Annotated in this window: 22 protein-coding genes; 7 read left to right on the top strand and 15 right to left on the bottom strand. The window is 60.5% G+C overall.

Translation table 11 applies throughout. From position 1 onward, the window contains the following. Positions 1–32: 32 nt before the first annotated feature. The 7 genes from I9H09_RS23215 to I9H09_RS23245 form a co-directional block, all read right to left on the bottom strand. Positions 33–209: a hypothetical protein gene (locus I9H09_RS23215; RefSeq protein WP_122325120.1), complete on the bottom strand. Its 177-nt coding sequence runs from the start codon at positions 207–209 to the stop codon at positions 33–35. Continuing rightward, on the bottom strand, positions 206–1,339 hold the full coding sequence (locus I9H09_RS23220; protein WP_122346863.1) for a PepSY-associated TM helix domain-containing protein: 1,134 nt from the start codon (positions 1,337–1,339) through the stop codon (positions 206–208). Before I9H09_RS23220 ends, I9H09_RS23215 begins: the two co-directional genes overlap by 4 nt. Before the next feature lie 305 nt (positions 1,340–1,644). Then, a complete protein-coding gene (gene betA / locus I9H09_RS23225) occupies positions 1,645–3,351 on the bottom strand; it encodes a choline dehydrogenase (RefSeq protein ID WP_122346864.1) in 1,707 nt (568 codons plus the stop codon). Positions 3,352–3,492: 141 nt separating this feature from the next. Then, entirely contained in the window at positions 3,493–4,965 is a 1,473-nt protein-coding gene (gene betB, locus I9H09_RS23230; RefSeq protein ID WP_122346865.1) for a betaine-aldehyde dehydrogenase, read from the bottom strand. Between the two features lie 105 nt (positions 4,966–5,070). Continuing rightward, positions 5,071–5,664, bottom strand: a complete 594-nt coding sequence (gene betI, locus I9H09_RS23235) for a transcriptional regulator BetI (RefSeq protein ID WP_005896387.1) — start codon at positions 5,662–5,664, stop codon at positions 5,071–5,073. A gap of 309 nt (positions 5,665–5,973) precedes the next feature. Next, positions 5,974–7,362: a GTPase/DUF3482 domain-containing protein gene (locus I9H09_RS23240; protein ID WP_055002669.1), complete on the bottom strand. Its 1,389-nt coding sequence runs from the start codon at positions 7,360–7,362 to the stop codon at positions 5,974–5,976. Beyond that, positions 7,355–8,734 carry a DUF2868 domain-containing protein gene (locus I9H09_RS23245; RefSeq protein ID WP_236502247.1) on the bottom strand — a complete coding sequence of 460 codons (1,380 nt, stop codon included), beginning with the start codon at positions 8,732–8,734 and terminating at the stop codon, positions 7,355–7,357. The genes I9H09_RS23240 and I9H09_RS23245 overlap by 8 nt, the downstream gene beginning before the upstream one ends. Before the next feature lie 125 nt (positions 8,735–8,859). Here I9H09_RS23245 and I9H09_RS23250 point away from each other — a divergent pair, with 125 nt between their 5' ends. Next, positions 8,860–9,372, top strand: coding sequence for a dihydrofolate reductase (locus I9H09_RS23250; RefSeq protein WP_005896378.1), 513 nt, complete (start codon positions 8,860–8,862; stop codon positions 9,370–9,372). Between the two features lie 189 nt (positions 9,373–9,561). Further along, positions 9,562–10,620 carry an HAD family hydrolase gene (locus tag I9H09_RS23255; RefSeq protein WP_122346867.1) on the top strand — a complete coding sequence of 353 codons (1,059 nt, stop codon included), beginning with the start codon at positions 9,562–9,564 and terminating at the stop codon, positions 10,618–10,620. A 60-nt stretch (positions 10,621–10,680) separates the two neighbouring features. Here the strand turns inward: I9H09_RS23255 and trmB are convergent, their stop codons facing one another. The 4 genes from trmB to I9H09_RS23275 all read right to left on the bottom strand — a co-directional run bounded on the left by trmB (position 10,681) and on the right by I9H09_RS23275 (position 12,952). Then, positions 10,681–11,328, bottom strand: coding sequence for a tRNA (guanosine(46)-N7)-methyltransferase TrmB (gene trmB, locus I9H09_RS23260; protein ID WP_221036035.1), 648 nt, complete (start codon positions 11,326–11,328; stop codon positions 10,681–10,683). A 97-nt stretch (positions 11,329–11,425) separates the two neighbouring features. Next, the gene (locus tag I9H09_RS23265; RefSeq protein ID WP_005896373.1) at positions 11,426–12,220 is read right to left on the bottom strand and encodes a thiazole synthase; all 795 of its coding nucleotides are present in this window, start codon (positions 12,218–12,220) and stop codon (positions 11,426–11,428) included. Between the two features lie 51 nt (positions 12,221–12,271). After that, positions 12,272–12,472 carry a sulfur carrier protein ThiS gene (gene thiS / locus I9H09_RS23270; protein WP_053931815.1) on the bottom strand — a complete coding sequence of 67 codons (201 nt, stop codon included), beginning with the start codon at positions 12,470–12,472 and terminating at the stop codon, positions 12,272–12,274. Between the two features lie 99 nt (positions 12,473–12,571). Continuing rightward, complete coding sequence (locus I9H09_RS23275) at positions 12,572–12,952, bottom strand: DUF423 domain-containing protein (RefSeq protein WP_122346869.1); 381 nt, start codon at positions 12,950–12,952, stop codon at positions 12,572–12,574. 80 nt (positions 12,953–13,032) lie between these two features. Here I9H09_RS23275 and mtgA point away from each other — a divergent pair, with 80 nt between their 5' ends. After that, positions 13,033–13,743 (top strand): monofunctional biosynthetic peptidoglycan transglycosylase, encoded by a 711-nt coding sequence (mtgA, locus tag I9H09_RS23280; protein ID WP_005896367.1) that lies wholly within the window; start codon positions 13,033–13,035, stop codon positions 13,741–13,743. A gap of 109 nt (positions 13,744–13,852) precedes the next feature. On the opposite strand, the gene rpoH is transcribed toward mtgA, so the two are convergent. The 4 genes from rpoH to ftsY form a co-directional block, all read right to left on the bottom strand. Beyond that, positions 13,853–14,707, bottom strand: coding sequence for an RNA polymerase sigma factor RpoH (rpoH, locus tag I9H09_RS23285; protein WP_003402233.1), 855 nt, complete (start codon positions 14,705–14,707; stop codon positions 13,853–13,855). Positions 14,708–14,824: 117 nt separating this feature from the next. After that, a complete protein-coding gene (ftsX, locus tag I9H09_RS23290; RefSeq protein ID WP_122346870.1) occupies positions 14,825–15,859 on the bottom strand; it encodes a permease-like cell division protein FtsX in 1,035 nt (344 codons plus the stop codon). After that, on the bottom strand, positions 15,856–16,527 hold the full coding sequence (gene ftsE, locus I9H09_RS23295; RefSeq protein WP_003411930.1) for a cell division ATP-binding protein FtsE: 672 nt from the start codon (positions 16,525–16,527) through the stop codon (positions 15,856–15,858). The genes ftsX and ftsE overlap by 4 nt, the downstream gene beginning before the upstream one ends. Continuing rightward, positions 16,524–18,068, bottom strand: a complete 1,545-nt coding sequence (gene ftsY / locus I9H09_RS23300; protein ID WP_122346871.1) for a signal recognition particle-docking protein FtsY — start codon at positions 18,066–18,068, stop codon at positions 16,524–16,526. Before ftsY ends, ftsE begins: the two co-directional genes overlap by 4 nt. A 256-nt stretch (positions 18,069–18,324) precedes the next feature. Between ftsY and I9H09_RS23305 the strand changes: the two genes are divergently transcribed. From I9H09_RS23305 to I9H09_RS23320, 4 genes are all read left to right on the top strand, one after another. Beyond that, positions 18,325–19,677: a M16 family metallopeptidase gene (locus I9H09_RS23305; RefSeq protein ID WP_122346872.1), complete on the top strand. Its 1,353-nt coding sequence runs from the start codon at positions 18,325–18,327 to the stop codon at positions 19,675–19,677. Next, positions 19,674–21,176: a M16 family metallopeptidase gene (locus I9H09_RS23310; protein ID WP_122346873.1), complete on the top strand. Its 1,503-nt coding sequence runs from the start codon at positions 19,674–19,676 to the stop codon at positions 21,174–21,176. Before I9H09_RS23305 ends, I9H09_RS23310 begins: the two co-directional genes overlap by 4 nt. Next, a complete protein-coding gene (rsmD, locus tag I9H09_RS23315; protein ID WP_005896352.1) occupies positions 21,176–21,766 on the top strand; it encodes a 16S rRNA (guanine(966)-N(2))-methyltransferase RsmD in 591 nt (196 codons plus the stop codon). The genes I9H09_RS23310 and rsmD overlap by 1 nt, the downstream gene beginning before the upstream one ends. Before the next feature lie 174 nt (positions 21,767–21,940). Further along, entirely contained in the window at positions 21,941–22,990 is a 1,050-nt protein-coding gene (locus tag I9H09_RS23320) for a hydrolase (RefSeq protein WP_122346874.1), read from the top strand.

A 22,990-nucleotide genomic window follows, 5' to 3' on the forward strand; every position in this document is an offset into this window, starting at 1 on the left:
GGTTCGCAATCGACATGGAATGCCGCCTAACTTCACCGCCTCAACAGACCCCGAACACTGAAGGCCGCAGCGCTGCCCATCCCCAGCCAGGCCAGTGTGTCCCACCAGCCATCGCCCAGCAGCGCGGAGAAAAGCCCTGCTGCGGTCAACAATGCGACCACACTCGGCATGGCGAACGTTTTCCAGAACCGAGAGGGTCGAGCGCTCATTGCGCCACCTGCGCACTGGCAGCGCTCGCCGAGCGGGCTGCACGACGTCTGACCCACCACAGGTAAACCCCGCTGCCCAGTACGATGATGGTCAGCACATCCAGCGCTGCCCAGAGAATCTTCATCGGCATGCCGCCATAGTCGCCAAAATGCAGGGGTTGCGACATGCCCAGCGCGTCCATGTACCAAGGGCGCTCGACCACTGCGGTGACCTGCAAGGTCTGCGCGTCTATCAGGACCGGCGTGGCAAGATGCGCAGTCAGTTGGGTGTTACCTTTGAGAAATACGGCGTAATGATGCTCACTGGAAAACCGCGTACCGGGGAACGCGATGAAGTCGGCCTGCATGCCAGGCGCAGCAGATTCGGCGATCTCCAGCAAACGCGTCGCTGGAGCGCGCCAGGACAGCGGCGGCGCATCCTTGTACGGGGCAATCATCGTCGCCAGCGCATCGTTGCGCCATGAGGCGATCAGCAGATCGGCGCAGGCGCTGATCACCCCCGTCACCCCCACCACCAGCGCCCACGTCAGGGTCACGACACCGATCAGGTTATGCAAATCCAGCCAGCGAGTACGGGTGGACTTGTTGACACGCACTTGGCCGAACTCCAGTTTGCGCATGAACGGCGAGTACAGCACCGTCCCGGAAATAATCGCCACCACGAACATCAGCCCCATGAAGGCCAGCAACAGCTTGCCCGGCAGTTCGGCATACATGTCCACATGCAGACGCAGCATGACCATCATGAAGCCGCCATTGGCCGACGGCATTTCCAGTGCCTCGCCCGTGCGCGCATCCAGCGCAAAGGTGTGGGACGAATTGGGTTCGGTGCCCGCCGTTGCAGCGGTGATTGCCATCACGCCATTGGGGTCCTCGTCATCCCAGCCAAAATACTGCATCACCTCACCGGGCCGATGCGCTTCGGCCGCACGTGCCAGTTGCTCCAGATCCAGATGCGGCGTGTCGGGCGACATTTCCCTGTACTGCGGCGCATCACCGAGCAGGTGATCGATTTCATGATGAAAGATCAGCGGCAGGCCTGTGACGGCAAGCATCAGCAGGAACACGGTGCAGATCAGGCTGCTCCAGGTATGGACGACCGACCAGCGACGCACGGTTTGACTTTTCATGATTGATCCACAGGCAAAAAACGACCTGGCTGGCGTACGAATATGTCCTGACTCAGGTCTTGCGCACGCTGTAGCAACGCTCTTGTGATGAGCGTCTGGAGCTGGCGACTAGAGGGAACGCGATAGAAACTATCTAACTAAAGAGAATCATTCGCGATTGTGACAGAAGCGTGGGGGTTGCGCCAATTGGCGGGGCGGGGCGATGTAACGGGAGCAGCTTCAGGCTTATCGCCCCACACACAAGCGTGAACAGCGAGCGGCCTGCGCCTGTCGCTCGCGGTGGTCGGGAGCGACAGGCTTGCGGATCAACCCTGGTGGCTGATCTCGCGCAGTGGCTTACCACGAGCAGGCTTGTCGCCTGCGACGAAGTAGTCGGCGGTGCTGCGAGGCAGAGGCTGACGACCACGAATCTTGTCGGCGATTTTCTCGGCGATCATGATGGTCGGTGCGTTCAGGTTGCCAGTGGTGATGATCGGCATGATCGAGGCGTCGACCACGCGCAGGCTCTGCATGCCATGCACACGGCCATCGCCATCGACAACAGCCATCTCGTCGGTGCCCATCTTGCAGGAACAGGATGGGTGGTAAGCCGTTTCGGCATGCTCACGCACAAACTGGTCCAGTGCCTCGTCGGACTGCACGTCGATACCCGGGCTGATTTCACGACCACGGTACGGGTCGAGCGCTGGCTGCTGCATGATTTCGCGTGTCAGACGGATGCCGTCACGAAATTCCTGCCAGTCTTGATCCGATGCCATGTAATTGAACAGGATGCTCGGGTACTCGCGCGGGTCCTTGGACTTGACGTGTACGCGACCACGGCTTGGCGAACGCATCGAGCCGACGTGCGCTTGAAAACCATGCTCCTGAACGCCCTTGGTGCCGTTGTAGTTAATCGCGACCGGCAGGAAGTGATACTGAATGTTCGGCCATTCGAACGCTTCGCTGGAGCGAATGAAACCGCCCGCTTCGAATTGATTGCTTGCGCCGATACCAGTGCCGAGGAACATCCATTCCGCACCGATCGCAGGCTGGTTCCACCACTTCAGCGAAGGGTAGAGCGATACGGGTTGGGTGCAGGCGTATTGCAGGTACATCTCCAGGTGATCCTGCAGGTTCTGGCCAACGCCCGGCAGATCGTGAACCACCGGGATATCCAGCGAGTTCAGCAGTTGCGCAGGGCCGACACCGGAACGTTGCAGGATCTGAGGCGAAGCAATCGCGCCACCGCACAACAGCACTTCCTTGCGGGCGCGGGCTTCAATGCATGTGTCGCTGTCGCCTACCAGATAAGCCACACCTACGGCGCGCTTGCCTTCGAACAGGATACGGTCGGTCAGCGCGTGGGTGACGATGCTCAGCGTGTCACGCTTTTTCGCTTCGTCCAGATAACCACGAGCGGTACTGGCGCGACGACCATTAGGGGTCACGGTGCGGTCCATCGGACCAAAACCTTCCTGCTGATAACCGTTGAGGTCGTCAGTACGCGGGAAACCGGCCTGCACGCCCGCCTCGACCATCGCATGGAACAGTGGGTTATTGCCCGCTTTAGGGGTGGTCACGCTGACGGGGCCTTCGCCGCCGTGGTAATCATTCGGCCCGATGTCACGGGTTTCGGCCTTGCGGAAGTACGGCAGGCAATCGAGGTAGCTCCAGTCTTCGAGGCCTGGCTCTTTGGCCCAGCCATCGTAGTCCATTGCGTTGCCGCGGATGTAGCACATGCCGTTGATCAGCGACGAGCCGCCAAGGCCCTTGCCGCGACCGCATTCCATACGGCGGTTGTCCATGTGCGGCTCTGGCTCGGTCTCGTACGCCCAGTTGTAACGACGGCCCTGCAACGGGAACGCCAGGGCGGCAGGCATCTGGGTACGGAAGTCCAGACGGTAGTCAGGGCCACCGGCTTCCAGCAGCAGAACAGTGACGCCAGCGTCTTCGGTAAGACGGGCTGCCAGGGTATTACCGGCCGAGCCGGCACCAATAATGATGTAGTCGTATTCGGATTGAGTCGTCATAGAGGCTCCCTCATAGAGCTGCAAGTCTCAAGCCTCGGCTGCAAGCAGAAGCAGCGAGGCGATACTTGTGATAATGGGGTGCGGCAAGCAGCTTTTGATTGCGTCTGCTTGAGGCCTGCCGTGTGCCACTTGAAACGATGTTTAGAAAACCGAGGCGTAATCGCCCAGCTCGATCTGTACCGACTTGATGCGCGTGTACTGGGTCAACGAGCTGATGCCGTTTTCACGACCGACGCCCGACTGCTTGTAACCACCGACCGGCATCTGCGCGGCAGATTCGCCCCAGGCGTTGATCCAGCAGATACCGGCTTCCAGCAGATGAATCACGCGGTGCGCGCGGTTCAGGTCGCGGGTCACGATGCCGGCAGCCAGACCGAAGTCGGTGTCGTTGGCACGGCGGACCACTTCGTCTTCGGTGTCGTAACCGAGAATGCTCATCACCGGGCCGAAGATTTCTTCACGCACGATGGTCATTTCGTCGGTGCAGTCGGTGAACACGGTTGGCGCAACGAAGGCGCCCTTGTCGAACACGCCACCAGTCAGGCGGTCGCCGCCGCACAGCAGGCGAGCGCCCTGCTCTTTGCCTTTGGCGATGTAGCCCAGCACGCTTTCCATGTGTTCAAAGCTGACCAGCGGGCCGAAGTTGATGCTTTCGTCTTCCGGGTTACCGGCACGAATACGCTTAACGCGCTCGAGGATTTTTGCTTCGAATTCGGCTTTCAGGGCATTCGGTACGAACACACGCGTGCCGTTGGTACAGACCTGACCGGAACTGTAGAAGTTGGCCATCATCGCGATGTCAGCGGCACGATCCAGGTCAGCATCGTCGAACACGATCAGTGGCGACTTGCCGCCCAGTTCCATGGTCACTTCCTTGAGCGACGAGCTCGAAGCGCTGGCCATGACTTTCTTGCCGGTGTCGGTGCCACCGGTGAATGAGATTTTTTCGATGCGCGGGTGCTCGGTGATCCAGGTGCCGACTTCACGGCCGCTGCCGGTCAACACGTTGAACACGCCGTTCGGCACGCCTGCTTCGGTGTAGATTTCTGCCAGTTTCAGCGTAGTCAGCGACGTGACCTCGCTTGGCTTGAAGATCATCGCGTTGCCCGCAGCCAGGGCCGGGGCGGATTTCCACAGGGCGATCTGGATCGGGTAGTTCCACGCGCCGATACCGGCGACCACGCCCAGCGGTTCACGGCGGGTGTAGACGAACGACGAATCACGCAGCGGGATCTGCTCGCCTTCGATGGCGGGCACCAGGCCTGCGTAGTATTCCAGTACGTCGGCACCGGTCACGATGTCCACGTAGCGGGTTTCGGAAATGGCCTTGCCGGTGTCCAGGGTTTCAAGTGCCGCCAGCTCATCGTTGCGCTCACGCAGGATGTCGACAGCACGACGCAGGATGCGCGAACGCTCGACTGCGGTCATGGCGGCCCAGATCTTCTGGCCTTTTTCAGCAGCTACGACTGCACGTTCGACATCGTCTTTACCGGCACGCTGAATGTGCGCCAGTACTTCGCCGTTCGCCGGGTTGATGGAGTCGAAAGTCTCGGGGTTGGTGGCGTCGACATAACCGCCGTCAATGTAGAGTTTCTGCAGTTCAAAACGGGCCATAAAGTCCTCGCAAATTCAGTGGGGGCAGGCGATGACTGATTTCAGTGCGCCGGGTTTGCTCGGCAACAGGGCTGTGCAGTCGTGTGGTGAGGGGCTTCGAAAGCCTCAGCTCGCCGATTTCGCCAATTGGAAATCCATGTACTCGTAAGCAATCCGTTGCGCTTGCTCGGTGTCGAATGCATCACCTGAAAGCGCGCCTCGCAGCCACAACCCATCAATCAGGGCAGCCAGACCGCGAGCGGCGTTGCGTGCCTGTTCCAGTGGCAACGTGCGACGGAACTGGCAGCACAGGTTCGAATACAGACGATGGTCGTTGATGCGCTGCAATCGGTGCAGCGACGGGTGGTGCATGCTGGTCGCCCAGAAGGCCAGCCAGGTTTTCATGGCCGGGCCGTTGACCTGACTGGCGTCGAAGTTGCCCTCGATGATCACTTGCAGGTGTGCTCTGGGGCTGTCGTCGCTCAGCGCCTGTCGGCGTTCGCGGACGTTATGGATCAAGGCGTTCATCAGATGCCGCATCGTGGCGGCGATCAGGCCGTTCTTGTCCTGAAAATAGTGACTGATGATGCCGTTGGAGACGCCTGCCAATCGGGCTATCAAGGCAATGCTGGCATCGCCCATACCAACTTGATCGACCGCAGTCAGTGTGGCCTGGATCAGCTGTTGGCGGCGGATGGGTTGCATACCGACCTTGGGCATTGGCGCGAATCTCCCGGTTGTCTGCAGTGATCGTTGTATCGAAATGACAGGGCCAGTCTAAAGATTTTTTATTGAACGATCAATCAATAAAAAATCGGAGGTGAGTTTTTGGCAGCAAGCGGTGAGCTTAAAAGTGCCTGAATGCGGGCGTGCTGGGGGATGCGTCAAGGCGCAAAGTTGGGAAGCGGAGCGTCACGAAAGGCATTTCCACGCTGGAGCGTGAGGAACGATGACCTCAACTATCGTGCGACGCTCCGCGTCGCATGCAGTTCTGGACGCTCTGCGTCCGGTCTTCCGCGCCGGAACAGCTCAATCCTGCAACACCACATCCGCCAGTTCATCGATCGCTTCCTGCCTCTCGCCCTGATTCGGTTTGGGATGCGGGTTGAGCGTGGACCACTGCGGATGGGCGCGGGCGCGGGAAAGCGGTTCGGGGATTTTGCCTTTGCGCCAGGTCTTGTCCTGCGGTGTGGTCAACTCAATGCTGTGCATGGCCGCATGCCCTCTCACGCCCAGCGCCAGCAACAAGTGGCGCTGTCGCAGTGCCAGCAGGCGCAGCACTGCATCGTCCACGGTCAGCTCTCTGCGCCCCTTGAACTTGCCCAGCAACCGCCCGCCATAGCTGCGCGCTGTCAATAACGCCCCACCCGCAATCGCACCGACCAGAGCCGCTGCGCCAAGGGTCACGCCGCCGACCATCAAATCCACCCCTGCACCGGCAGCGGCGCCTGCTGCCACGCCGCCGCCAACCCGTACGCCCATCAACTTGAGCGTTTCCGGATTGAACAGGTCATCACCCCAGCGCCCGTCCATCAACGGCAAATCACTGGCGGACACGTCGTCCTTGCGAAACGCGTGCAGTTTGAGCAGCGCTTCGACGCAGTTTTGCTCGCGCAGGCGAACAGCCTTGCGCAATGCTTCCACGGCTTGCTGTTCCTGATCGGGGGTCGTCTCGACGCTGCGCCGACACGCGGCACAATCGATCAACATTTCCGCAATCAGACGTGCGGCACTGTGGCGCCTGGCTACGCGCTGTTTTTCCTGATCATCAATCAGACGCTCCAGTCGAGGCCGGGCGCTTTCCAGCAGCAGCGCAAGACTTTCATACAGGCGGCGCCCACCGTCTTCCGGGGGTGCCACACTGTCAAAGCGCACCAGCGCATGCAGGCCCAAACGCGAAAGAGCCTCACGCCATTCCGGCTCGCGGTGCTGTGCTGCATTGACGAAGTTCAGCACCGGCAGCAACGGCTTGCCGCAACTGGCCAGCACCGCCAGTTCGTCGCGATACTTGGCCAGCACCGGCTCACGCGCATCGATCACGTACAGCCCTGCGTCCGAGTCGAGCAACTGGCGCAAGACCTTGGCTTCCTGCTCGAAACGTTGTCGCGCCTCGCTGCCTTCCAGAAAACGCCCCAAACGCGCCGGACCGTCCAGCCGTTCACCGGGACGGTCCAGTCGCTCCAGATAATCGAGCAGCGCAATGGCGTCTTCCAGGCCGGGCGTGTCGTACAACTCGACCATTGCCTGACCGTCCACAGAAAGACGCGCACCCTCCACATGGCGAGTGGTGCTGGGCCGATGGGAGACTTCGCCAAAGCTTACATCGCCGGTCAGCGTGCGCAGCAGCGAGGTCTTGCCGACGTTGGTATGGCCGACCACCGCGAGCCTGATGGCGCGGGGGTTGTCTGCTTCACTCATGGCCTGTCTCCAGCCAGTTCAACGGCGCGTTGTCGGTGTATGGCAACTGCAGTTGATCCAGCGCCACGTGCCAGTCGTCCAGACGCTCGGGGTCCAGCGTCTGCCCGGCAGGCGCAGGCAACAGCCAGATACGTGTCGCCCCGGCACAGCGCGACAGTTCGGCAATCAGCGCCAGACTGCCGCGATCCGGCGAGCGGCGCGGGTCGCAGGCGACCAACAGGCGCGCAGGCGGGTACTGAGTGAGTTGTTCCAGCAGCTTCTGCCGTGATTCGCGGCTGTCAAGAATACCCGCATCGGCCACGCCAACAGGCAATGCCGGTGGCCAGAGCTGTTGATCATCCAGTTCGATTGCCACCAGCAAAGCACCTGCGCTTTTAACGGCGCCAAGACCGGATTGCACCTGATGCAGCGCAGCAGGCTCGGCATCGTTGACGCCCAATCGCTCGCTGCTTGGCATCAGTTGCTCGCGCAGCTCAAGGTATTCAGGCAGCTCGAGATCAAGCCGCAGCGCCGCCCGCCCGCGCTTCCAGCGCCACAGACAGAACGCAGCCAGCAGCAGGCGCGGCAGAATGCCGAACACCAGCAAAACGCCTACCAGCCACGCTGCCCAGGCCTGACGCGCACTTTCGATGCTAGACGCGCCGTTTCCACTGGCGCGAATCATGGTTTCGTCCGGCACGCTGAAACCCAGCCAGGCCGGAATGGTGCTCAGGGACTGGGTGAGGCTGACAAACGTGTCGCTGCTCAGAATGGTGGTTTCCCAGACAAAACCGTAGCGTCGGGTCGCCATCAGCATCAACAGCACGAACATTGCGCTGAGCAAGGCCAGCAGCCACAGGCTGTGAACCACCAGCCCCAGCACCCAGCGATTGAGCCGTTTACGCTGCAACAGCAGAACCAGCGCAGGCGCGAGTTGCATAGCCTGAGCGTCGCGCGCCAGCTTTTCACTCAACCACAGCCACAAACGACCCAGCCCGGTGTTGCTGCGCCCGGCGAAGGCCAAACCCAAGGCCCAACTGACCAACATCACCAGGTTCAGCCCAAGCAGACTGCCCAGCGCCCAAAACACGTTGACCGGGGTCTGCCCGTCACCCATCGCCGCGAAGGCCAGCCCCGCGCCACTGATGATGCAAAGGAGCGCCATTGCCATCAGCGCCAGCCGGGCGCCCTGCTTCCAGCGCTGCAGTGCCGCCAGCATGCCGTCGCGTTCCGCCAGCCCGAGGGCGCGGTGTGTAATGCGTGCAGTCAGGTCACCGCTGGCTGCGCGGGCAAGGCGGTTGGCTTCCTGATCATCCAGTGCGCCAGCCTGTTGCTCACGCAGGCGCACGGCTTCGGTCAGCCAGAGGGTATCGAGGGGAGTGAGTGCAGTCACACGGCGTCTCTTGAATGGATACTGCGGGATTGAATTCTGCGGTGAGCATAACCGCTGTCATCGGACTGAGCACGGCACGTATCAGTTCATTCGCCCGCCCTGCGACCTCTGATATCCTCGCGCCCATGAAAACTCATCTCCCGCTCAGCCTGATTGCCGCCCTTGGTGAAAACCGAGTGATCGGCGTAGACAACTCCATGCCCTGGCATTTGCCGGGGGATTTCAAATACTTCAAGGCCACGACCCTCGGCAAGCCGATCATCATGGGTCGCAAGACCTGGGATTCGCTGGGCCGGCCCCTCCCCGGCCGCCTCAATCTGGTGGTCAGCCGCCAGACCGACCTGCAACTGGAAGGCGCGGAAGTCTTCCCTTCGCTGGACGCCGCAGTGGTGCGCGCCGAGCAATGGGCGCAGGAACAGGGTGTCGATGAGGTGATGCTGATAGGCGGCGCGCAGCTTTATGCGCAAGGCCTCGCACAGGCAGATCGTCTGTATCTGACTCGCGTGGCTTTAAGCCCTGAGGGCGATGCGTGGTTTCCGGAGTTCGATACGACTCAATGGGCGCTGGTGTCCAACACTGAAAACGCTGCCGCCGATGACAAGCCTGCTTACAGCTTTGAAGTGTGGGAGCGCGTCTGAACGTTGTTTTTGAACTCATTTCAGACCCGATCAAAAAAACGTAACAAAAGTGTCGCTTTCAGTTTCGGCGTCGCAAATAAAGGGGCAAACGGCGTTTTTTAGCGTTTCTCGGGTCGCTGACGTACTTTAGCTTTCATAATATTTTGTTACGGTCTGCCCCTTCGCTTTTTCGACAAGGGGTAATCACCTATGAAACTCGTGCCAAAACTGCTGGCTGCCGCCGTCTGCCTCGGGCTGGCCAGCCAGGCCATCGCAGCCACCGAATTGAAGCATTGGCCCGAGCCTGCCGCCAAAGCGCTCGACGCGATGATTGCCGCGAATGCCAACAAGGGTAATTACGCGGTCTTCGACATGGACAACACCAGCTACCGCTTCGACCTCGAAGAAGCGCTGCTGCCGTACATGGAAAACAAGGGCCTGATCACCCGCGACACGCTTGACCCCTCCTTGAAACTGATCCCTTTCAAAGACACCGCCGGCCATAAGGAAAGCTTGTTCAGCTACTACTATCGCCTTTGCGAAATAGACGACATGGTCTGCTACCCGTGGGTCGCGCAGGTGTTTTCCGGTTTCACGCTTCAGGAGCTAAAAGGCTATGTCGATGAGTTGATGGCCCTGAAAAAGCCGATCCCTGCGACCTACTACGACGGCGACACAGTCAAGCAGCTTGATGTCGAACCGCCACGCGTGTTTACCGGGCAGACCGAGCTGTACAACAAGCTGATGGAAAACGGCATCGAGGTCTACGTAATGACCGCAGCCTCGGAAGAGCTGGTGCGCATGGTCGCCGCAGATCCCAAGTACGGTTACAACGTCAAACCGCAGAACGTGATCGGCGTCAGCACGCTGCTGAAGGACCGCAAGACAGGCGAGCTGACCACCGCACGCAAGCAGATCACTGCTGGCAAATACGATCCGAAAAGCAATATGGGCCTTGAGCTGACGCCTTACCTGTGGACCCCGGCAACCTGGATGGCTGGCAAGCAGGCGGCGATTCTGACCTACATCGATCAGTGGAAAAAACCGGTGCTGGTCGGCGGCGACACTCCGACCAGCGACGGCTACATGCTGTTTCACAGCGTCGTTGTCAGCAAGGGCGGCGTCCACCTTTGGATCAACCGCAAGGACAAGTACATGACCCAGCTCAACGGCATGATCAAGGACAATGCCGAGGCTCAGGCCAAGGAAAAGCTGCCGGTCACGGCGGATAAGAACTGGGTGATCGTCAAACCGGACGAGATTCAGTAAGAGGCGGGACAGGCTGCATGCGCCTGGATCGTGCCCGGGTGACGGGCACGGTCAGCACATTCAGTCGATTTTCTCGAACTTCAGATCCCAGACACCGTGCCCGAGCTTCTCGCCGCGGCGTTCGAACTTGGTGACTGGACGTTCGGCAGGGCGCGGCACGTACTGGTCGTCTTCGGCCTGATTGCGATAGCCGGGCGCCACGCTCATGACTTCGAGCATGTATTCCGCATAGGGCCCCCAGTCAGTGGCCATATGGAAGACCCCACCCACTTTCAGCTTGCTGCGCACCAGTGCGGCGAACTCGGGCTGCACGATGCGACGCTTGTGGTGGCGACTCTTGTGCCACGGGTCCGGGAAAAACAGCATCAAGCGATCAAGGCTGTTGTCCGCAATGCAATGGTTTAGCACTTCGATGGCGTCGCAATCGTAGACGCGCACATTGGTCAGCCCTTGGGTCAGCACCCCATTGAGCAGCGAGCCCACACCCGGCGAATGCACTTCGACACCGATGAAGTCCTGCTCGGGCGCCGCCGCGGCCATTTCCAGCAACGATTGCCCCATGCCGAAGCCGATTTCCAGGGTGCGCGGCGCCGAACGACCAAACACCTGATCGAAATCCACCGGCGTGTCAGTCAACGACAGGCCGAAAAGCGGGCGCCCCTGATCCAGACCGCGCTGCTGGCCTTCGGTCATGCGTCCGGCACGCATCACGAAACTCTTGATGCGGCGGTGCGGGCGCTCTTCGCCTTCTTCGGTAACAGGCGACTCGGGGTGCGGAACGTGTGTATCAGTCATCAACGGGCTCTTACTTGATCAGGCCATCCAGCGGCGAAGACGCGCTGGCATAGAGTTTTCGTGGCATGCGCCCGGCGAGATAGGCCAGACGACCGGCAATTACAGCGTGCTTCATGGCTTCGGCCATCATGACCGGCTGCTGAGCGTGGGCGATGGCCGAGTTCATCAGTACCGCCTCACACCCGAGTTCCATGGCGATGGTGGCATCGGACGCAGTGCCGACACCGGCATCGACCAGCACCGGCACTTTGGTTTCTTCAAGGATGATCTGCAGGTTGTACGGGTTACAGATCCCCAGACCGCTGCCGATCAGACCGGCCAGCGGCATGATCGCGATGCAGCCGATTTCAGCCAGCTGGCGAGCGATGATCGGGTCGTCACTGGTGTAAACCATGACGTCGAAACCGTCCTTGACCAGTATTTCAGCGGCCTTGAGCGTTTCAATCACGTTCGGGAACAGGGTTTTCTGGTCTGCAAGCACTTCCAGCTTGACCAGATTGCGACCGTCGAGCAGCTCGCGAGACAGGCGGCAGGTGCGCACGGCCTCGACCGCATCGAAGCAGCCAGCGGTGTTCGGCAGAATGGTGTAGCGATCCGGCGGCAGAACATCGAGCAGATTCGGCTCGCCCGGGTTCTGGCCCAGGTTGGTGCGGCGCACTGCAACGGTGACGATCTCGGCACCCGAGGCTTCGATGGCCAGCCGGGTCTGCTCCATATCGATGTATTTGCCGGTGCCCACCAGCAGGCGCGACTCGAAAGTCCGACCGGCCAGAACGAAAGGCTTGTCGCTGCGAACATTGCTCATCGGGAATCCTCTATGAAGTGCAGATTGGGGTCGGTGCAGTGCGAGTGCGAACTAGCCACCGCCGATGGCATGAACCACTTCGACCTGATCGCCTTCGCGCAAAACCGTGGCGTCATGCTGGCTACGCGGCACGATGTCGAGGTTCAGTTCCACCGCAACCCGGCGTCCGGCCAGATCCAGGCGGGTCAGTAGCGCCGCGACGGTCTCGCCATCGGGCAATTCAAAGGGTTCACCGTTCAACTGAATGCGCATGCGACAGCAGCCATCATTTTAGGGGGCGAGCATTCTAGCCCGATCAACCGGTATGACCAAGGCAAAGCCACGCCATTCGTCTCAAGCGCAGCCTGCCGCTCATGGTGGGGACCCGAGGCGCCAGGCCGCCAGCCCGAGCATCGACCAGCCAAACAGAAACGCCAGGCCGCCGAACGGCGTGATGATGCCGAGCTTGCCGATGCCGGTCAGGGTCAGTGCATACAAGCTGCCGGAGAACAGCAGAATGCCCACTGCGAACGAAACCCCGGCCCAGGTGATAAGGCGACCGGGGACCTGCGTCGCCAATACCGCTACGCCGAGCAAGGCCAGCGCGTGGACCAGTTGATACAGCACACCGGTGTGAAACACCGCCAGGTATTCGGCACTCAAGCGCTCTTTCAGGCCATGAGCCGCAAACGCGCCCAGCGCCACACCGGTAAAACCGAAGAATGCGGCCAACATTAAAAAGCTACGAAGCATCAGGAACTCCAGTGAAAAATCGTCGAAAGGCGCACGGTCTGTATAATGGCCCGCTCAACGGGTTCGGCCAAGCCATCTCTATGCTGCAAATTATCCTTCGTCGCGTCGTCAAAGCCCTGCTGTGTTTCGCTGCGGGCAGCTTTCTTGTGGTTCTGGTCCTGCGCTGGATACCCCCGCCAGGCACCGCGCTGATGGTCGAGCGCAAGGTCGAGTCGTGGTTTGATGGCGAGCCCATCGACCTGCAACGTGACTGGGAACCGTGGGACAAAATCTCCGACAATCTTAAAATCGCTGTCATTGCCGGCGAAGACCAGAAGTTCGCCGAGCACTGGGGGTTTGACGTCGATGCCATTCAGGCCGCGATCCAGCACAACGAGCTGGGCGGCTCGATCCGGGGCGCAAGTACGCTCAGCCAGCAGGTGTCGAAGAATCTGTTCTTGTGGTCTGGCCGCAGTTACCTGCGCAAAGGTCTTGAAGCCTGGTTCACCATGCTGATCGAACTGATGTGGCCCAAGGAGCGCATCCTTGAGGTGTACCTGAACAGTGCCGAATGGGACGAAGGGGTATTTGGCGCGCAGGCTGCCGCACAGCACCATTTCCACACCAATGCCAGCGCCCTCTCCATCCAGCAGGCCAGCTACCTCGCCGCCGTTCTGCCTAACCCGCGCCAGTGGAGCGCGAGCCACCCGAGCGGGTACGTTTCACGCCGCGCCGGCTGGATTCGTCAGCAAATGCGTCAGCTGGGTGGGGATGAGTACTTGCAGGGCTTGAACAGCAGCCGTCGGTGGTGATGGCTGAACGCGCGCTCCACGCTGGAGCATCAGCACGATAGTTGTCGCTGACACCCCAAAAACAAAAACGCCCCGATCAGATCGGGGCGTTTTTCGTTGCAAGATGGCCTTAGGCAGCTATCGACGTCTTCAGCTTGTTCATCGCGCTTTTTTCCAGCTGACGAATACGCTCGGCAGAGACGTTGTACTTCTGCGCCAGGTCGTGCAGCGTGGCTTTTTCTTCTGCCAGCCAACGCTGGTAGAGGATGTCGCGGCTGCGCTCGTCGAGCACGTCCAGCGCCTGATGCAGGTTAGCGGTGGAATTATCGGTCCAGTCAGAGTCTTCCAGCTGACGCGCCGGATCATACCGGTGGTCTTCCAGATAGTTGGCTGGCGACTGAAAAGCGCTGTCGTCGTCGGCTTCGGCGGCAGGGTCAAAGGCCATATCGTGACCCGTCAGGCGGCTTTCCATTTCGCGAACTTCACGCGGTTCGACACCCAGGCTTTCCGCGACGCGATGCACTTCGTCGTTATTCAGCCACGCCAGACGCTTCTTCTGGCTGCGCAGATTGAAGAACAGCTTGCGTTGCGCCTTGGTCGTGGCGACCTTGACGATGCGCCAGTTGCGCAGGATGAACTCGTGAATTTCGGCCTTGATCCAGTGAACGGCAAAGGACACCAGACGTACGCCCATTTCAGGGTTGAAACGCTTCACGGCCTTCATCAAGCCGACATTGCCTTCCTGGATCAGGTCAGCTTGTGCCAGACCGTAACCCGAATAACTGCGAGCGATGTGCACGACAAAGCGCAGGTGGGCGAGGACCATCTGTCGGGCCGCGTCCAGATCCTGCTCATAGTAGAGACTCTCAGCCAGTTCACGCTCCCGCTCGGGCGTCAGCAAGGGGATGCTGTTGACCGTCTGCACATAGGCCTCAAGGTTCGCACCCGGGACTAAAGCATAAGCAGGTTGCAAAGAAGTGGTCATACGAAAAAACCTCCAGCGCACATATGATGTGCAGTTCAAGCACTAGCAAGATTGACCCGGAACCGCTAACCAAGTTCCTTGATTTTAGAAGCCAATCGGGTGAACGAAAATTTGCCTCTACCGGGGCGCCAACTCACGCAAGTGACGAGCGACCGCAATCCAGGCACCGATATACCCTAACAGAATTGCTCCAAGCAAGAGCGAAAGACCATCACCCACCGGCACGCCAGCCAACGCAAAGTCGCTTCCGTACAGCCCGGCCAGCCCGACAACCGCACCGTTCAGCCAGTTCAAGCCGTAGGCCAGAACGCCCCAGGACAGGATACCCGCCCCGAAACCGTACAGCGCGCCCATATAAAGGAAGGGTCTGCGCACATAACTGTCGGTGCCGCCCACCAGCTTGATCACTTCGATTTCGGTGCGACGATTTTCGATGTGTAAACGTATTGTGTTGCCGATAACCAACAGCAAAGCCGAGACCAGCAGAACCGTCAAGCCAAAAACAAACCGATCACCCAATTTGAGGATCGCTGCCAGCCTCTCGACCCAGACCAGGTCCAGCTGGGCCTGCTCTACCTTCGGCAGTTCGGCAAGCCGGGTGCGCAAGGCTTCCAGCGCAGGCTTGTCCACTTCATCAGGAGTGACCAGCACCACGCCCGGCAGCGGGTTATCCGGCAATTCCTTCAGCGCCTCGCCCAGACCGGACTGTTGCTTGAACTCGCCCAGCGCCTGCTCGCTGCTGATGTACTCGGCGTCAGCCACGCCAGGCATGGCCTTGATCTCGTCGCGCATGCGCGTGCCATCATCAGTGCTGGCGTCCAGCTTCAGGTAGATGGAAATCTGCGCCGCTCGCTGCCACGAACCTCCCAGGCGCTCGACATTGCTTAGCAGCAACGACAAGCCCATCGGCAGGCTCAGGGCAATGGCCATGACCAGGCAGGTAAAGAAGCTGCCGATCGGTTGCTTGGCGAGACGACGCAGGCTGTCGACCAGGCTAGACCGATGGCTTTCCAGCCAGGCAGACAGCAATGCGCTGAAATCCGGGCCGTCGTCATCGTGATCGTGGCGTTGCTTTTTCTGTTTCGGCGGTAACGGATCAGCGGCTTTGGGCGCAACGCGTTCCGAGACCTTGGGGCTACGTGTGGCACTCATACTCCAGCCTCCCCGTCACCGATAAGACGACCGCGCTGCAGCGTCAGCATGCGATGACGCATGCGAGCGATCAACGCCAGATCGTGACTGGCGATCAGCACGCTGGTCCCCAATCGGTTGATATCTTCGAATACACCCATGATTTCCGCAGCCAGGCGTGGATCGAGGTTGCCGGTCGGCTCATCCGCCAGCAACAGGGCCGGACGATGGACGATGGCACGGGCAATACCGACGCGCTGCTGCTGACCGGTGGAAAGATCCCCCGGATACAGCTCGGCCTTGTCGGAAAGCGCCACGCGATCAAGCGCCGAATCGACCCGCTTGGCAATCTCCGGCTTGGAAAGACCGAGGATCTGCAGGGGCAACGCAATGTTGTTGAACACCGTGCGATCAAACAGCAACTGGTGATTCTGAAACACTACGCCGATCTGCCGACGCAAAAAAGGAATCTGCGCGTTGCTGATTTGCCCAAGGTCCTGACCAGCCAGCATCAGTTTGCCGGTTGTAGGACGCTCCATGGCCAGCAACAGGCGCAGCAACGTGCTTTTGCCGGCACCGGAATGACCGGTGACAAACAGAAACTCGCCGCGACGTACTCGAAAGCTCAGCTCATGCAACCCGACGTGTCCATTCGGGTAGCGCTTACCGACCTGCTCGAATCGAATCATGAACGCTCCCGCTCCGCAAACAGAGCCTGAACAAAGGGTTCGGCTTCGAAGGTACGCAAATCATCGATGCCCTCACCTACGCCGATATACCGGATAGGCAGCCCGAACTGCTTGGCCAACGCAAAAATGACGCCGCCCTTGGCGGTACCATCCAGTTTAGTGAGTGCCAGCCCGGTCAGCGTGACGGTCTGGTTGAATTGCTTGGCCTGATTGATGGCGTTCTGCCCGGTACCCGCATCGAGGACCAGAAGGACTTCGTGTGGAGCGTCGGCATCCAGTTTGCCGATTACCCGGCGCACCTTCTTCAACTCCTCCATCAGGTTGTCCTTGGTATGCAGCCGGCCCGCCGTATCGGCGATCAGCACATCGATACCGCGTGCCTTGGCAGCCTGCACGGCATCGAAGATGACCGAGGCAGAGTCTGCACCCGTGTGCTGGGCAATGACCGGTATGTGATTGCGCTCGCCCCAGACCTGCAATTGCTCGACGGCGGCGGCGCGGAACGTATCACCCGCTGCCAGCATGACCTTCTTGCCTTCCAGCTGCAGCTTCTTGGCCAGCTTGCCGATGGTCGTGGTCTTGCCGGCGCCATTGACACCTACAACCAGGATCACGAACGGCTTGTGCTCCGACTTGATCACCAGCGGTTGCTCGACCGGCTTGAGCATCGCAGCCAGCTCACCCTGTAACGAGGTGTACAACGCCTGCGCGTCGGTCAACTGCTTGCGAGCGACTTTCTGGGTCAGGCTCTTGATGATGACCGAAGTGGCCTCGACACCGACATCGGCCGTCAACAACCGGGTCTCGATCTCTTCAAGCAGATCATCGTCAATCGCCTTCTTGCCCAGGAACAGGCTGGCCATGCCCTCGCCAATGCTGGCGCTGGTTTTCGACAGGCCTTGCTTGAGACGAGCAAAGAAACCGACCTTGCCGGCTTCAGATTCTTGCGCGGGTGCGGGAACAGGCGCTGCGTTCTGAACAGACACACGAGGCTGAGCAGGCGGCGGAGTCAGCACTACTACCGGTTGTGGCGCGGGCTCATGCGCGGGGGCAGTAAACAGTGGCTCGGGAGCACTGCGCGGCATAAGGTCGGCAACCGGCTCCGCAGACGGCTCAGGCAGCGAGGACTTGGGCACCACAGGCTCTGGTTCTGCATGCGCGTGGCTATGCTCGGGAATCAGCGGCGTAATGTGCGGTTCAAGCTCGTCGCTCAAGGCTACCGGCTCTTCGGTCACCGGCAACGTCAGCCAGGGCTGAGGCGACGGCGTGCCAGGCTGGACGGGAACTTGTGGCGACACAGGCACGGCGGCTTCAGGCTGAAGCTCGGGCGTGGCTGTTTCGGGCGCGGCTTGCGGGGCAGCAAGAGGCTGAACCTGGGGCGGCGTCACGACAGCCTGATCGGGTATCGGATCGGGTTGGGTCGGGGTTGATTCTGGTGGCGTTGGCTCGACTTGCTGCGGCTTCTTGCGCAGCCACCCGAACAGGCCTTTCTTCTCGCCAGCCGCAGCTGGGGTCTTCTTGTCGTCGTTGGAACCAAACATGGAGGACGGCTATCTCAAGGTTGCGGGACGCCAGAGGGCGGCCCGGAAAAATTCTGACATGCAAAACAGACTGCGTTTAGGACTTCTTGTTCACTCATCGCCCGCTTGAACAGCTACCTTTACCTACGTTTCAAACAGGTTTCACTCGCAATCGGCCAGTGAAGGCTGTCTCTGAAGCAAACGGATCAGTATCCTAACACCCCCGTGCCCGCTGACGCTAAGTTCACGCGGCCCGTCCTACAGGTTCAAACAACGAATGAATGCTTTAGCCCGCCGCGCCGCAGGCCTGCTGCTCAGCACAATTTGTCTGCCTCTGACAGCATTGGCTGCCGATCCGCAACCGACCCACGAATTCACCCTCGACAACGGCCTGAAAGTTGTTGTGCGCGAAGACCACCGCGCCCCTGTGGTGGTTTCCCAGATCTGGTACAAGGTCGGCTCCAGTTACGAGACGCCGGGCCAGACAGGTCTGTCCCATGCGCTGGAACACATGATGTTCAAGGGCAGCAGCAAGACCGGGCCGGGAGAATCCTCACTGATCCTGCGCGATCTGGGGGCTGAAGAGAACGCGTTCACCAGCGATGATTACACCGCTTACTATCAGGTGATGGCGCGTGATCGCCTGAGTGTCGCGCTGGAGCTGGAAGCCGATCGCATGGCGACGCTCAAGCTGCCGCCTGACGAATTCAGCCGCGAGATCGAAGTCATCAAGGAAGAGCGCCGTCTGCGCACCGATGACAAACCAATGGGCAAGGCCTTCGAGCGCTTCAAGGCAATGGCCTACCCTGCCAGTGGCTACCACACGCCGACCATCGGCTGGATGGCTGACCTGGAGCGCATGAAGGTCGAGGAACTGCGTCACTGGTACGAGTCCTGGTACACACCGAACAATGCCACCCTGGTGGTGGTCGGTGACGTGCAGCCAGATGAGGTCAAGGCGCTGGCTGAGCGTTTCTTCGGCCCGATCCCGCGCCGCGACGTTCCGCCCTCGAAAAAGCCGCTTGAACTCGCCGAGCCCGGTGAGCGCAAGATCACCCTGTACGTCAAAACCCAATTGCCGAGCCTGATCTACGGTTTCAACGTACCCAGCGTGGCAACCGCTGAAGACCCGCGTTCGGCCAACGCGCTGCGTCTTATCGCCGCCCTTCTGGACGGTGGCTACAGTGCCCGCATTCCGGCACGCCTGGAGCGCGGTGAAGAACTGGTGTCTGGCGCGTCCTCGCGTTACGACGCCTTTGCTCGTGGTGACAGCCTGTTCATGATCAGTGCCACACCGAACACACAAAAGAAGAAGACGCTGGACGATGTAGAAGCTGGTATCTGGCGTTTGCTCGATGACCTGAAAACCAAGGCGCCGTCGGCTGAAGAGCTGGAGCGCGTGAGGGCTCAGGTCATTGCCGGCGTGGTTTATGAGCGCGACTCGATCACCAGCCAGGCGACCATGATCGGCGAGCTGGAAACCGTCGGTCTGTCCTGGAAGCTGATGGACAACGAGTTGGAAGCCCTTCAGAGCATAACGCCACAGGACATTCAGAAAGCCGCCAACACCTATTTCACCCGTGAGCGCCTCAGCGTTGCGCACGTTCTGCCTGAGGAGAAAGCCAAATGATCAAGCGCCATGCTCCACGTCATGCGCTGCTCGGCCTGATCCTGGCCGCTTCGCTGGGTGCTTTTGCAGCCCTGCCGGCGCTGGCCGACAACGCCGCAGTTGCCGAGTCAAACCCGACAACTCAGGCCACGCCCGCCTTGGGCAGCAATCTGCAAACTCTGAAAGAACTGGACGGCAAGGCACCCGCCCGCCGCGCGCTGAACATCCAGACCTGGAACACGGCAGAGGGCGCCAAGGTGCTGTTCGTCGAGTCCCGCGAGCTGCCAATGTTCGACATGCGCCTGATCTTTGCTGCTGGCAGTAGCCAGGACCAGAAATCCCCTGGTATCGCTCTGCTCACCAACGCCATGCTCAATGAGGGCGTCAAGGGCAAGGACGTCAGCGCCATCGCCCAAGGCTTCGAAGGGTTGGGTGCTGATTTCGGCAACGGTTCTTACCGCGACATGGCCGTAGCATCGCTGCGCAGCCTGAGCGCGGTCGACAAGCGTGATAAGGCCTTGAAGCTGTTCGGTGAAGTCGTCGGCAAACCGACTTTCCCGGCCGACTCGCTGGCGCGCATAAAGAACCAGTTGATCGACAGCCTCGAAAGCCAGAAACAGAGCCCGGCAGCTCTTGGCAACAATGAACTGTTCAAGCGCCTGTACGGCGATCATCCCTACGCTCACCCGAGCGAAGGCGATGTCAAAAGCATCAACGCCATTACGCTGGCCCAGCTCAAGGCTTTTCATGCCAAGGGCTATGCTGCTGGCAACGCGGTAATTGCACTGGTCGGCGACCTGTCAAGGGACGAGGCGCAAGCCATCGCTGCGCAGGTTTCCGCCTCACTGCCAAAAGGCCCGGCGCTGGCCAAAGTCGCGGCCCCGGTAGAGCCCAAGGCTGGCCCGACACACATCGAGTTTGCCTCCAACCAGACCCATCTGATGCTCGCGCAACTGGGCATCGACCGTAATGACCCGGACTACGCGGCTCTGACGGTCGGCAATTCGGTACTCGGGGGCGGCGGTTTCGGCAGCCGGCTGATGACCGAGGTGCGTGAGAAACGCGGCCTCACCTACGGTGTTACTTCCGGCTTCACCGCCATGCAGGTTGCCGGGCCGTTCATGATCAGCCTGCAGACCCGCGCAGAAATGAGCGAAAACACGCTCAAGCTGGTCCAGGACATCGTCCGTGATTTCCTTGCAAACGGTCCGACCCAGAAAGAACTCGACGACGTGAAGCGCGAACTGACCGGCAGCTTCCCGCTGTCCGCCGCCAGCAATTCGGCAATCGTCGGCCAATTAGGCGCTATCGGCTTCTATGATCTGCCGCTGACCTATCTGGAAGACTACATGGCCGCAGCCCAGAGCGTGACGGTCGAGCAGGTCAAGGCTGCCATGAGCAAGCATTTGAGCGCCGACAAGATGGTCATCGTCTCGGTGGGCCCGACTGTCGAGCAGAAGCCGTTGCCTGCACCGACCGACAAACCCGCCCGCCAACCTGTAGGGGTACCGGAACACTGATGGCCAATCCACGTCCGAAGGGCCATAACGGCCTGGGTCAGCTTCGTATCATCGGGGGCGAATGGGGCAGCCGTCGCCTGACCTTTCCCGACGCGCCCGGCCTGCGTCCGACACCGGATCGCGTACGCGAAACCCTGTTCAACTGGCTCGCGCCGTACATCGCAGGCGCCAGGGTGCTGGACGTCTTCACTGGCAGTGGCGCGCTATTCTTCGAGGCCCTGTCCCGTGGCGCCAGCATGGGCCTGGCGCTGGACAGCAACGCAGCCGCCATAGCCAGCCTGCGCCAGAACCTGAATGCCTTGAACTGCACCAGCGGCCAGGTTTCCCAGACTGACGCCCTGCGTCATCTGGAAACCTCAGTGGCATCGCCGTTCGACGTGATCTTCCTCGACCCGCCTTTCCACCAGGGCCTGCTCGCCTCGGCCTGCAACCTGCTGGAAACCCGAGGCTGGCTGGCCGACACCGCGTTGATCTACACCGAAAGCGAAACACCGCCGTCGACCACCGGGTTGCCCGGTAGCTGGCGCTTGCATCGCGAGAAGAAGGCCGGACAGGTCTACTACGCGCTGTGGCAGCGCGGGCAGGGCTGACATCCATCGTGCCAATCGCTCGGCGTTGGCATGCAGCTCCCGACGTTCCGCGTCCTCTTTGCAACGCGGAACGTCGTGAAGTGTATGCCCCGATCACTGTCAGACCACTTACATCCTTGCCCACTTAGTGGCACCGTACAGCACCAGCCCTTGAAACGATCGTCGAGCAAGACCGTGCCTACACGCCTCACCTTTCTGCCCCATGAAAACCCTTTCGTGCCCGCCATCGGCATGGGCAATCCGCACCTGCAGACGTTGTGGGGACCACTGTTGCGCAAGCCGACGCTGTTGGCGCGAACGCGTGAGCGGCTGTGGCTGAAGGACGGGGATTTTCTGGACATGGACTGGCATGGGCCGGACGAAGTCGATGCACCGCTGGTGCTGGTTCTGCACGGTCTGACCGGCTCGTCCAATTCGCCTTACGTCGCAGGGCTGCAGAAGGCAATGGCCGCACGCGGCTGGGCCAGCGTGGCACTGAACTGGCGTGGCTGTTCGGGCGAGCCGAATCTGCTGTCGCGCAGTTATCACTCGGGGGCCAGCGAGGATCTGGCCGAGGTCATCGCGCACTTGAAGGTGAAGCGTCCACAGGCTCCGCTCTATGCCGCAGGGTATTCGCTCGGCGGTAATGTATTGCTCAAATACCTGGGCGAGTCCGGCGCTGAAAGCAAGTTGCTCGGCGCTGTTGCCGTGTCTGTGCCCTTTCGGCTGGATGAATGCGCTGACCGCATCGGCCAAGGGCTTTCCAGGGTTTATCAACGGCACTTCATGCGCGCGATGCTTGCCTATGTGCGCGACAAGCAGCAGCGCTTTCAGCATGAAGGGCTGACCGAGGGGCTTGCTGAGCTGGCAGCCTTGGGCTCGCTGGAGAACATGCGCACATTCTGGGATTTCGATGGCCGGGTAACCGCGCCGCTGCACGGCTATGCCGACGCCACGGACTACTACCGCAGCGCCTCCAGCCGCTATTACCTGGGCCGGATTCAAACCCCGACGCTGATTATCCAGGCCAGCGATGACCCGTTTGTCTTTCCGCACAGCCTGCCCGAGCCAGGCGAACTGTCGTCATGCACTGAATTTGAACTGCACGCCAAAGGCGGGCATGTCGGATTTGTCGAAGGCTCGCTGCGCACCCCGGAGTATTACCTCGAGCGCCGCATTCCGCTGTGGCTGTGCGCCGCTCACGAGCGCAACGGCGGCCATGAGCACCAAGCCAGCAGTGAATGA

Origin of the sequence: Pseudomonas tremae (assembly GCF_023278125.1) — a bacterium.
Taxonomy (GTDB): domain Bacteria; phylum Pseudomonadota; class Gammaproteobacteria; order Pseudomonadales; family Pseudomonadaceae; genus Aquipseudomonas; species Aquipseudomonas tremae.